We start from the raw sequence: 11,835 nt of genomic DNA, 5'->3' as shown, positions 1-11,835 counted from the left end.
TGTATAATTATCCGATTGCTTCATTTGTGATATAGAAAAATAAAGAATACGTTCTGTATTGTTATTATAATGTTTTAGGAGCATTGGCAAATGATGACTAACACTTGGTTGTCATAAAAAATTGTTCTCATTTTAGGAATTTCCCTTTTTTAATTTATGGTATTTACTGCATGAAAATTATCGCAGATGAAAATTTGGCATTTACCGATTATTTCTTTGCGGAATTTGCAGAAATACAGCATAAAGCAGGGCGTACATTGACGCATGAGGATGTACACGATGCTGATGCGCTGTTGGTTCGCTCAGTCACCAAAGTCAATCATCGTTTGATTGATCAAACCAAAATTCAATTTGTCGGTAGTGCAACGATTGGTACAGATCATCTTGATATAAAAGCTTTAGAACAACAAAATATTGCATGGAGTAATGCCGCAGGCTGTAATGCCCAAGCGGTTGCTGAATATGTGATTACCGCGTTACTGCATTTAAATATCGACTTATTAGAAAAAGACAATCAATTTACCTTAGCGATTGTGGGTCTAGGCAATGTCGGAAAACGCCTTGCGGTGATGGCGCAATTGCTTGGTTGGCGGGTGATTGGTTATGATCCTTATGTACAACTCGCAGGCATTGAAAATATCTCTTTTAATGAACTGTTGAAACGTGCAGATGCGATTTCAATTCATGTGCCTTTGACGGTATCAGGTGATTATCCAACCCAGCATTTATTTGATGAAGCTGCATTTGAGAATATGAAAGCATCCGCTATTTTAATCAATAGCGCACGTGGTCCAGTGATCAAGCAATCCGCACTCATGGCCGATATTGAGAAAACCAAGCGCCTAGTCGTACTGGATGTATTTGAGTTTGAACCTGAGATTTCTCAGCAACTTTTAGACATGCTGGCTTTAGCGACTCCCCATATCGCAGGCTATAGTTTGGAAGGTAAGGCCAGAGGTACTCAAATGATCTATGAAGCCTTCTGCAATCGATTTGGCTATGATGCATCCAAGCGCTTTGAAAGCCAACTGCCGAATGTTGAGCCATACTTTGATCAGCAAGATTTAAAAGCGGTACTCAAGCAGCATCTCTCACAAATTTATAATATTGCTGAAGATGATCAGCAACTCCGTGCCTGTGTTCAAGCTGGGAAAGTGGAGCAGACAGCATTTGATTTACTCCGTAAGAATTATCCTTTACGCCGTGAATGGGCTGCGCACGGAGGGCCAAAGGCATGAGCAAAATTATGATAAATGAGGCTGCTTACCAACCGACGTGTTCTGTCGAAGCATTAAAAGCGCGTGCCGCCATGTATCAGAAGATCCGTCAGTTCTTTGCTGAGCGGGATGTGATGGAAGTAGAAACACCAATCTTGTCTCAAGCAGGTGTAACCGATGTGCATTTGGCTTCGGTGCAAGTGCAGCGACACATTCATGGCAAGTTAAGTACCCAATATTTACAGACTTCGCCTGAGTTTCCAATGAAACGCTTGTTAGCGAGTGGTAGTGGTGCGATTTATCAAATCTGTAAAGTATTCCGTGATGATGAACATGGGCGCAAGCACAATAGTGAATTTACTATGTTGGAGTGGTACCGACCCGCGTTAGATTTAAAAGCGTTAATGCATGAAACTGCTGATTTATTAGAAAGCTGTTTAGCACATCGGTTTGGAGAAATTCGTCCCATTATCCTTAGTTACAAGCATGCTTTTCAGGATCGTTTAGACATTAATCCTTTACAGGCAACGTTAAAGCAACTCAAAGATACGGCTCATCGCGTGGGGCTAAATCTTGATTTGGGTGATGATCGTTTAGGGTATATGGATCTACTATTTTCACACTTTGTCGAACCAAGTTTGGGCTTTGATGCGCCTGTATTTTTAACTGATTTTCCACCTGAAATGGCTTCACTGGCAAAAGTAAAACAGGATGAGGATGGTGAGTCAGTTGCAGCTCGTTTTGAGGTTTATATTGAGGGGTTAGAGCTGGCCAATGCCTATGATGAATTGCTTGATGCCGATGTATTAGCTTCTCGTTTTGAGGCAGATAATACGGAACGTGCTCAACAAGATTTGCCTGTGATCCCAACCGATCAGTATTTATTGGCTGCATTACCGCATATGCCAGAATGTTCAGGTATTGCTTTGGGTATAGATCGTTTACTGATGGTGTCGATGAATCAAGTCAAAATTGATCAAGTGATTGCATTTCCTGCTGAAATAGCCTAAGTGAATAAATTGATGATCATAGAGGTATTTGGAATACCTCTATATCGTTCTACTTTTAGCGCATGATTGAGCTATAAGAGGGATCCAAGCTGCATTGAGGTGATTTCCCGATTTTAAGGTGTTCTTAACACAGTTCTAAAACCAACATGAGTTGCAACTAGGTCAAATTCTTGGGGATAGCGACTGCTATTACGATAACGAGAACAATAGTTTGAAGCACATAAGAAAGAACCGCCTTTAATCACATATTGCGTGCTGGCGATGCTGTGTTGACGTAGATCGGCATAATTTCCCATGTGTTGATCATGAGCACCTTGGTAGACAGAGGAAGTCCACTCCCAGACATTACCGATCATATCGAATAACTTAAATGCATTTGCTGGATAACATCCAACTGGGGCGACACCTTCAAAATGGTCTTCGGTCGTGTTTTTAAATGGAAAATCGCCTTGCCAATAATTGGCTTGTGGGTGCTGATGTGCATCTTGAGGGGCTTGGTGTAAAGGTGTATCTGTTGTTGAGCCAGCTTTGGCAGCATATTCCCATTCTTGTTCTGTGGGTAAGTCACGTCCTAACCAAATTGCATAATGTTCAGCATCATTTTTGCTGATATAACGAACAGCTTCAGCAGGGTTTGGGGAATCACCAGCAGTACCATTCGGTGTTTTCCACGTATAATCCGCTTTCAGTTGCCACCATTGATTGGGGGTATTGGTGTCTGGTAAAAAGACCGCAGCCTGTTTCTGTTTTTCTGCATCGGTTATATAGCCTGTTGCTTTTACAAAACTCGAAAATTGGGCAACCGTAACTTCAGTTTGGTCTATCCAAAAACCATTAACTTGCCGTTCTTTTTGACCAAAGTTTAATTCATCTGGGTAGGCTTGATTTGATCCCAATTGGAAAGTGCCTTTCGGAATCCAAACCATTCCCGCAGTTTGGTTTTGCTGCCATTGATCGGGTAGACCCGAGTATTGTTGGCATTGCTGTAATGAACCTAATTGTGCAAGCGATGTGGCAACATCGTTTTGTGAATGAGAGGAGTCAGGCTTAACTTTGCTACAGCCTGTCATGGACAGGCTACAGAGTACTGTGAGGAAGCAGTTTAACTTCATGGTGCATTATATTCCAGTACACCATTTTTTTGAGTGTATTTGTTATATATATCAACTAGCTCCTGAACTTTCTCTGGATTTTCTTGAGCAAGATTTTGTGTTTCACCACGATCATTTTTCAAGTTATAGAGTTCCCAAGTTGAGGTCCCTAGCTCTGGTTTAGCTTGTAACGCAATCTTCCAATCACCGAGACGAGCATATTTGTTGCCATGTAATTCATCTGCAAAGCTAAAGTTTATTGGTCGAATGGTTGCTGCTTGGTTTTCTAGTACGGATTTCCAAGAGTAACCACTTGGCGTATTAATTTTCCGACCTTTGTATTCACCTTGTGGAACAGCAATTTGGGCATAATCTAAAACAGTTGGGAAAACGTCCAAAACAGAGGCAAAGCTATGATGCGTTGCTTGTGCTTTAGTTTGATTGGGTAGTTTTACAATTGCGGGTGCTGTCGTTGCACCTTCACTTGCAGTATCTTTCCATAGGTGAAACGGTGCCGCACTGACCTCAGCCCAACGGGGTCCAACATAATGATAAGAGCTAGCCGTGCCGACATTCTCCACGCGATTATCAAAGCCTGATTCACTACCGTAACTGCCACGAATAAAACCTTCAGCACCGTTATCGGAAACGAAGAAGATTAAGGTGTTGTCATATAAATTATTGTGTTTTAGATATTGAATGACTCGACCAATATTGGCATCGAGGTTTTCCACCATGCCTGCATAGACTTCCATTCTGCGTGCTTCTAAGGCTTTTTGTTCAGCAGAGAGTTCATTCCATTTGCCATATTTTTGTGGTGTATTTTGTGTAGCAATGGGTTCAGCCGCTATAAAGTTTGCAGGAATAAGTCCGAGTTGTTTTTGACGTGCAATACGTGCTTCACGAATGGCGTCATATCCCACATCATAGACCCCACGATAACGGTCACGGTATTCTGCTGGTGCTTGAATCGGCCAGTGTGGAGCTGTATAAGCCGCGTAAGCAAAGAATGGTTTACCTGAGTTTTTTCCAGACTCTAAATAACTAATTAACTTGTCTGTAAAATAGTCAGTTGAAAAGAAATCGTCGGGTAATGATGAAATTGGAACTTGTTTACCATTTTCTGTGTAGGTGGCATTACGTTTATAGGCAGAAGGGGCTTGTTTAAAGTGTAAATCCAAACCTTGTAATAACGTAAATGAGTGATCAAAACCTTTGGCATGCGCATTGGTTTCATCCGTTAAACCCAAGTGCCATTTCCCACTGATATAGGTACGATAACCATTGTCTTTGAGTACTTCCGCAATCGAGAGTGAGCGTTCATTTAAATAACCCTCATAACCGGGTTGTCCTTTTAGGTGTGCTGGAGTGAGCTCTGCCATTGCACCAATACCAGCTAAGTGATGATCTGTGCCTGAGATCAATTGTGAGCGGGTAGGAGAGCAGGTTGGCGCGGTATGGTAATCCGTTAAAATACGCCCTTCTTTGGTCAGGGCATCAATATTGGGCGTACTAATTTCTCCACCAAATGCGCCTAGATCTGAATAACCTAAATCATCGGCCATAATAAACAAGATGTTAGGCAGTTTTTTCGTTTCAACAACCGTATTTGAACGATTAGAATCACTGGTATGACAGGCTGTGATGGCAAGGCTGAATAACGCAATTGAAAGCGTTGAGAGGAGATTTTTATGAGGCATTGGAGTCGATCTAATTTTCTGGAAGAATAGAGCGAGTTTAGAGATATGATTTTTATTAAAAAAATAATTAATTTTTAATAGTTAATCAAAAAAATAGAAAAGCACCCCTTAAATTAGAGCAAGCGTGTCTAACTTTTGGAGTGCTTTTTAAGCCTAGGTGCTTATATATTTGTTATTTTAGAATGGTAATTTGGTCAGTTGATTTAGGAAATGAGGAACCACTCTTGGTTCTAAGATGATCGTAACTACAATACCGTAGGCAGCTCCCCACAAGTGAGCGCTATGGTTGATGTTACTGTTACCACGCTTGCCTGACCAGATACTATAAGCCACATACAAAATAGCGAAGATAATGGCTGGAACTGGAATAAAGAACACAAAAATTAGGTTCCAAGGTTGAAATAGAATATAAGCAAATAGAACCGCAGAAACCGCGCCTGATGCGCCAAGACTTGCCCAATGTGTATCATGTCGATGCTTTAAATAGCTCGGTAAAATGGCAAAAATTAGTCCACCTAAATAAAACAGCACAAAACCCATGTCAAAGAAAAACTGACGGTAAAAACTTTCAATGATATTGCCGAAGAAAAACAGCGTGATCATATTGAAAAGTAAATGTGTACCATCTGCATGGATGAAACCGTGTGAGATAAAACGATCATATTGCCCACGCTGCATCGCGGGAGGCCAAAAGATCAAACGGTTCATCACACGTGCGTTGGAGAATGCCAGTAAAGAAATTGCGACTGTGATAATAATAAGGGTCACAGTATGGTTAAAAGGTAGATGTAACATAAACGTTTCGAATTGATCAGTGTCTAGGCAATAATGCCATTAAAAAGCGAATTAACAATGATCTTGCATAGAATTCCTACAAAAATGGTTGATTTTTTTTAATTACCCTCCATCTTCGGTTAATATAACGACATCAGCTTGAGGATTAATGTTATGTCGACTGAGAACACCAACACTGCCGCAGCAGAACAAATTCCAAACCTTTTAATTACTCCCTCTGCACAAGAGTATTTGAGCGATTTATTAGAAAAGCAAAATACTCCAGGAATTGGCGTTCGTGTTTTTGTAGAGCATCCGGGTACGCCACGTGCTGAGTGCTGTATGGCTTACAGCGCACCAGATGAGGTTGCACCAACGGACTACAAACAGGATTATCCAGATTTTCCTGCTTATGTAGATGCGCCATCAATTCCGTATTTAGTCGATGCGGTGATTGACTACAATAAAGATCGTTTTGGTGGTCAATTGACTTTCCGCGCGCCGAACTCCAAAGTGCCGCGTGTAGGACCTGATGCATCTATTGAAGAACGTATTACCTATATCTTGCAATCTGAGATTAACCCAGGCTTGGAAGGGCATGGCGGTAATTGTAGTTTGGTTGAGGTTAAAGATGATCCTGAACACGGCCTTACTGCTGTCTTGAAATTTGGTGGTGGCTGTCAAGGTTGTTCTGCCATTGATGTGACCTTGAAACAGGGCGTTGAAACGACTTTGCAACAGCATATCCCTGAATTAAAACGTGTGGTTGATCAGACTGACCATACGCAAGCAGAAGGTGCTTATTTTAAGTAATAAAGCGCTAAAAGTAAGATCTAAATAGTCTCTTATACGAGGCTATTTTTTTATCAAAACCAGTTTTATTAATGATAGTAATTATCACTACTGTTTACATTGATATCCAATATTGTTACCATAATATGTGAAATATCCACTTTTAAATCATATGTTAATTTATTGGAATTTGTATGTCTAAACAATCAGCTCTCTCATTGCTATCTATATCTGTTCTAATAGGGATGTGTTCAGTTGGGAATGCTTCAGCAAATGAAGCTGAATTAAAAACGAATAATAAAGATGATAATTATAGGAATAATACGGCTCAACTTGGCAAAATTGTAGTTACTGCAAGTGGATTTGAACAAGATATTAAAAAAGCAGCAGCATCTATTTCTGTGCTTACTCAAGAAGAAATTAATAAAAAAGCATATCGTGATGTGACTGATGCGCTAAAAGATGTACCTGGCGTTGTTGTGACGGGTGGTGGTAGCTCAAGCGATATTAGTATTCGTGGTATGGGTAGTGCTTATACGGTCATTATGGTCGATGGGAAGAAAGTAAATACACGCTCAGTTCGACCAAACAGTGATAACTCAGGTATTGAACAAGGTTGGTTACCCAATATCGGTGCAATTGAACGTATTGAGGTGATTCGCGGTCCAATGTCTGGCTTATATGGTTCAGATGCAATGGGTGGTGTAATTAATATTATTACTAAGAAAAATACGACAGAATGGACAGGGTCGATTAAACTCGATACGACACTACAAGAAGATTCAAATTCAGGTCATCTTTATCAAACAAATGCTTATATTGCAGGCCCATTGATTGCCAATCTGTTATCTTTTAAAGCCAATGGATTGTATTCTCAACGAGATGAGGACGAGATCTATGGCGGATATAAGAAGCAAAAAATCCGTGCGGGTGGAACTGCATTGAGTTTGACACCAAATGATGATCACACCATTGATTTAGAGTATCAGCGTTCTATTCAAAATCGAAATGGAACAGTTGGGAAAAGTATTTCACCAGTACAAACAGGCAGAAATCCGCCTGTAGATTCACTAACAGACTATTATCGTACTGAATATAGCTTGACACATCGTGGTCAAATTGGTGCTGTTGAAACCCATTCCTATATCCAGCGTGAAGAAAATAAAAATCCATCACGTAATATGGAAGCGACCAACACCACATTTAATACAATCAATAAAGTTAATTTTGATCGTCATAGCCTCAGTTTTGGTGGGATGTACCTAAAAGAAGAATTAGATGATAAAGGCAACCAGTTAAGTGTGGGCGGCGCACAACCTATTTCAAATCTTGATCGTTATAGCTGGGCATTATTTGCTGAAAATGCTTGGAATATTGTCGATGACTTTACTCTAACCAGCTCACTTCGTTTGGATAAAGATGAAAATTTCGGAGATCATTGGAGTCCTAAAGTTTATGGGGTTTGGGGCTTAAATGATAATTGGGTGATCAAAGGTGGCGTATCGACGGGTTATAAGACACCAACATTACGTGAAACTGTGGCTGAATGGGGACAAGCAACAGGTGGAAGTCAAAGTAATGGTGTGATTGTTGGAAATCCGAATCTAAAACCTGAAAAAAGTATTAACTATGAAGTTTCATTTAACTGGGATAATCTCGATACTTTAAATGCTGGATTAACGATTTTTAACAGCGAATTTAAAGATAAAATTACTGAGGTAAGAACATGTCAGGGCGATGCAGGGTCACGTGGCTGTGATTGGCTAGGTGAAAAATTTGATTTTGTTAGCCTAAAAGAAAATGTTGATAAAGCCAATATGCGTGGTGCAGAAATGACTTTTGGCTGGAAAGTTTTGCCAAATGTGAACTTGAGTGCCAATTATACCTTTACTGATACAGAACAAAAAAGTGGTATAAATAAAGGTAAACCATTAAATGAAATGCCAAAACATATGTTCAATACCACGGCAGACTGGGACATCAATGATCAGTTCTCAAGTTGGGGACGTGTTAATTACCGTAGTAAAACATCGGATTATTTAAGTCGTACTGCGATGGCAAAAGGTAAACCTGCGTATACCATGGTTGATGTTGGATTGAACTATAAACCAACACAAAATATCGCGATTGCTGCGGGTGTTTACAATCTGTTTGATAAAGAGATTGATACAGAGACTTATAATTATGTATTAGATGGTCGCCGTTACAATCTTGGTGTGACTTATAGTTTCTAAGTAGACAATAAGAGCAAACAAGGCGCATTAAGCGCCTTGTTTTTTGAATATCTCAGTGACTTGTTCCGAATAATAAAACTGTTCTAAATAAGTACGAGCGCGTTGTCTTAAATAACCTGTTTGAATCACTTGTTGTAAAACAGGCGTTAAGAGCTGGCTTAATTCGTTTTCAATTAAATCTTCATCAATATTGAGATCACGTAATAACAAATCAAAGGTTCGCTCCTGATTACGTGCATACCACGCATAAACCCCATCATGCACTTGTTGCTTCAAGTAGGGTGTCTGGCGCATATGATCCCAAATCTCGTGTCCCATGCTTACCGTTTTAGGTAAGTCTTGTACTTCGACATAATTACGTAATACCGATAAAGGCATCACTTTAATTTTATGCCAAAGATTGGCTTGGAAGTGGTAGAGCTTGTCATCATTAAAATGTTGATTTAAAACTTTTTCACTCATTTGACTGATTTTAAGAATGTTCTTTTGTAGATAATGTCCAATGGTTTCATTCAGATTGGAGTCAGTCACCGTTTCCAAAACTGATTTGCCCATTTTCATAAAATGCCCAACCCCTGGAACTCGTTTAGACATCACGGAGTTATCTAAATAGTCTTGAATCGAGTGTTGAATCAATTGTGTAATCAGAGCTGAAAAGGCTGGATTATTGACAATGGTTTTAATCAAACGTTGGCGATGTCCACTTTTACTGGCAACGTATTGGGCAATCGAATCAATAGTTAATACTGAAATCACATCTTCAATTGTCGTTTGGTCATTGAGTGGATGAATCAAAGCAAAACGAATATGTTCCGCAATTTGTTCAACCAAAAATGAACTTGCAGGCGTTGCTAAGATTTGTTTTTCAATCAATGCAAAAATCTGTGGAAATGACCAAATATGTTGGAGTTGTTGTAAACGTAACCAATGATAGAACTGTTTAAACTCATGTTGAATGGTTTCTGTTTGTGCAAACTCATGATCGAGGAAGTTAAGTTGTGCATCGATCAGTTGTTCTATCATTGGATGTTTAGACATAAAAGTTCAAATCACTTCTTTAAATTTATGGCGATGGAGCAGTGGTAGGCTTTGCTGCCTGAGTTTGGTTCAAGAAGGGCAAATATTGCTGCACCACCAATTGATCTGCTTCTAAGATCGGCATGTGACCGACTTTATCCAAAATCACAGGGGGCTGGGCATTTTTCAACAGTGATTTCAGTTCAGATGCAACTTCTACATTGATGATCTTATCTTGTTTTCCCCACAAAATCAGGGTTGGCGCATCAATAGATTTGGTCAATAAAGCAAAGGAATCAGGTGTGTACAATTTATTGAGCGCGATCACCTGATCAACCATTTTCTTTGTTTGTTCCGCTTGCCCAATCATCATCCGTTCTTGTGCTTGCGCAATTTCTTTTGGAATGAAAGGAGGCGCGTACATGGCTTGTTGCATGAGGAAATTAAAATCGCCTTTTTTGCTCACCACCATATTTCTAATTTGATTCGGATCTTTTAAATATGATGTTGTTGCTGAGCGATAAACCCCCGCTGCATTGATTAAGAATAAACTCTTGGTTTCAAATGGGTATTGACCTGCATAGAGCATCGCAACAGAACCACCCAATGAATGACCTGCAATGTGTGCTGGGCCAGTGAGATTGGCAGCTTCCATGAAACGACGTAATTTCTCAGTCATGTTTGGCACTGAATAATCAAAGTCTTTCGGAACCTGAGTTTCACCGCTTGCTGGTAAATCAGGAATAATCACGTGGTAGTTTGCAGTTAATGCTTGTGCGACACGATTCCAGTTGTCACGACTGCCTGCTAAGCCATGAATCAAGACGATAATTGGCTTTCCAGCTTGACCACCTTCGCTATAGGACCAAGTGATATCACCTACTTTTAAGCTTTTGCTTTGTAAGCGCGCCCAAGCACGTTCTTGTTGTAATAGGTTTTGGAAACTCATTTCTATTTCAGCAGCTTGAGTTGTACTTATTGTCACTGCGCTTAGGCTGCATGCCAGTAAGGCGGCGGATAATGTTTTACGTAATGGTCCCGAAAATAGGATATTCATTTTTGCTCAGTCCTTGATCTATTCTTCAGTCAATTGATTATTGAGGATGTTGCTCTGAGAGTCATTTGCATAATCTACAGATGTATGGAAATTCTTGCCAATGAAATCATCATATAAAGGTTATTTTTATGATCAAAGGCGTGTCCTTTGGCCGATGAGTTTCTATTTTGGTCAGTGACTTTCAAACTTACGCAGATTAAACTCGTTGCTCATGTTAATCATAGATGGATTGTACGCATGTTCACCGCGAAAGAAGCTTTAGAACGTTTAAAAGTTGGTAATGCTCGTTTTGTGAAAGGAGAAGCCACCCCACAAAATCATCTTACTCACCAAGAGCGTGCAGCATTGGCTGGAGAACAAAATCCTTTTGCCATCGTTTTAGGATGTTCCGACTCGCGTGTTCCTGCAGAAATGGTGTTTGATCAAGGCTTAGGTGACTTGTTTGTAATTCGTGTTGCAGGAAATATTGTTGCGCCTTCACAAGTGGGCAGCGTGGAGTTTGCCGCGGAGCGATATGATTGTGCTGTCGTTGTGGTATTGGGACATAGTTTTTGTGGTGCGATTCAAGCGACGATTGATACATTGATGCATCCTGATCAGCCACCGTCATCAAATCTGATGTCGATTGTTAATCGGGTACGTCCTTCTGTTGAAATTTTGATGCAAACGGAATTAAAAGATGATTTGAAAAAGTTATCAGCACATGCCGTGCGTTCAAATGTATTTGCATCCGTCAATCAATTACGTCATGGTTCAGCGGTATTGGAAAGTTTAATTGAAAAAGGTAAGTTGATTGTGGTTGGTGCAGAGTATTCGTTAGAAACGGGTGAAGTCACTTTCTTTGATTTTTAAAATTAATATAAATGGCTAACCTGAAAGTTAGCCATTTTCTTTTTTGGTTTTCAGAAAGTTGGTTAGTTTAATAAAAAGATAGATCAATTAA

Annotated in this window: 10 protein-coding genes; 5 read left to right on the top strand and 5 right to left on the bottom strand. The window is 39.9% G+C overall.

The features are described from left to right. Positions 1-170: 170 nt before the first annotated feature. Positions 171-1,238: a 4-phosphoerythronate dehydrogenase gene (locus MMP72_RS10490; protein WP_241317043.1), complete on the top strand. Its 1,068-nt coding sequence runs from the start codon at positions 171-173 to the stop codon at positions 1,236-1,238. Positions 1,239-1,246: 8 nt separating this feature from the next. Next, positions 1,247-2,227, top strand: a complete 981-nt coding sequence (epmA, locus tag MMP72_RS10485; protein WP_241317100.1) for an EF-P lysine aminoacylase EpmA — start codon at positions 1,247-1,249, stop codon at positions 2,225-2,227. Between the two features lie 113 nt (positions 2,228-2,340). Here the strand turns inward: epmA and MMP72_RS10480 are convergent, their stop codons facing one another. From MMP72_RS10480 to MMP72_RS10470, 3 genes are all read right to left on the bottom strand, one after another. After that, positions 2,341-3,339, bottom strand: a complete 999-nt coding sequence (locus tag MMP72_RS10480; protein WP_241317041.1) for an SUMF1/EgtB/PvdO family nonheme iron enzyme — start codon at positions 3,337-3,339, stop codon at positions 2,341-2,343. Continuing rightward, the gene (locus MMP72_RS10475; RefSeq protein ID WP_241317039.1) at positions 3,336-5,018 is read right to left on the bottom strand and encodes an arylsulfatase; all 1,683 of its coding nucleotides are present in this window, start codon (positions 5,016-5,018) and stop codon (positions 3,336-3,338) included. The genes MMP72_RS10480 and MMP72_RS10475 overlap by 4 nt, the downstream gene beginning before the upstream one ends. A 177-nt stretch (positions 5,019-5,195) precedes the next feature. Continuing rightward, positions 5,196-5,813, bottom strand: coding sequence for a rhomboid family intramembrane serine protease (locus MMP72_RS10470; protein WP_241317037.1), 618 nt, complete (start codon positions 5,811-5,813; stop codon positions 5,196-5,198). A gap of 153 nt (positions 5,814-5,966) precedes the next feature. On the opposite strand from MMP72_RS10470, the gene nfuA reads away from it, so the two are divergent. After that, the gene (gene nfuA / locus MMP72_RS10465; protein WP_004670351.1) at positions 5,967-6,605 is read left to right on the top strand and encodes a Fe-S biogenesis protein NfuA; all 639 of its coding nucleotides are present in this window, start codon (positions 5,967-5,969) and stop codon (positions 6,603-6,605) included. Positions 6,606-6,778: 173 nt separating this feature from the next. Further along, the gene (locus tag MMP72_RS10460) at positions 6,779-8,818 is read left to right on the top strand and encodes a ligand-gated channel protein (RefSeq protein ID WP_241317035.1); all 2,040 of its coding nucleotides are present in this window, start codon (positions 6,779-6,781) and stop codon (positions 8,816-8,818) included. A 27-nt stretch (positions 8,819-8,845) separates the two neighbouring features. On the opposite strand, the gene MMP72_RS10455 is transcribed toward MMP72_RS10460, so the two are convergent. Beyond that, complete coding sequence (locus MMP72_RS10455; RefSeq protein ID WP_241317033.1) at positions 8,846-9,856, bottom strand: hypothetical protein; 1,011 nt, start codon at positions 9,854-9,856, stop codon at positions 8,846-8,848. 25 nt (positions 9,857-9,881) lie between these two features. Continuing rightward, positions 9,882-10,892: an alpha/beta hydrolase gene (locus tag MMP72_RS10450; RefSeq protein ID WP_241317031.1), complete on the bottom strand. Its 1,011-nt coding sequence runs from the start codon at positions 10,890-10,892 to the stop codon at positions 9,882-9,884. A 237-nt stretch (positions 10,893-11,129) separates the two neighbouring features. Between MMP72_RS10450 and MMP72_RS10445 the strand changes: the two genes are divergently transcribed. Beyond that, positions 11,130-11,744 (top strand): carbonic anhydrase, encoded by a 615-nt coding sequence (locus tag MMP72_RS10445; protein WP_241317029.1) that lies wholly within the window; start codon positions 11,130-11,132, stop codon positions 11,742-11,744. Positions 11,745-11,835: the final 91 nt, after the last annotated feature.

This window comes from Acinetobacter sp. NIPH 2699, from assembly GCF_022549355.1.
Taxonomy (GTDB): domain Bacteria; phylum Pseudomonadota; class Gammaproteobacteria; order Pseudomonadales; family Moraxellaceae; genus Acinetobacter.
The sequence above is the reverse complement of the archived record's forward strand: the minus strand, read 5'-3'. Positions and strand labels throughout refer to the sequence as shown.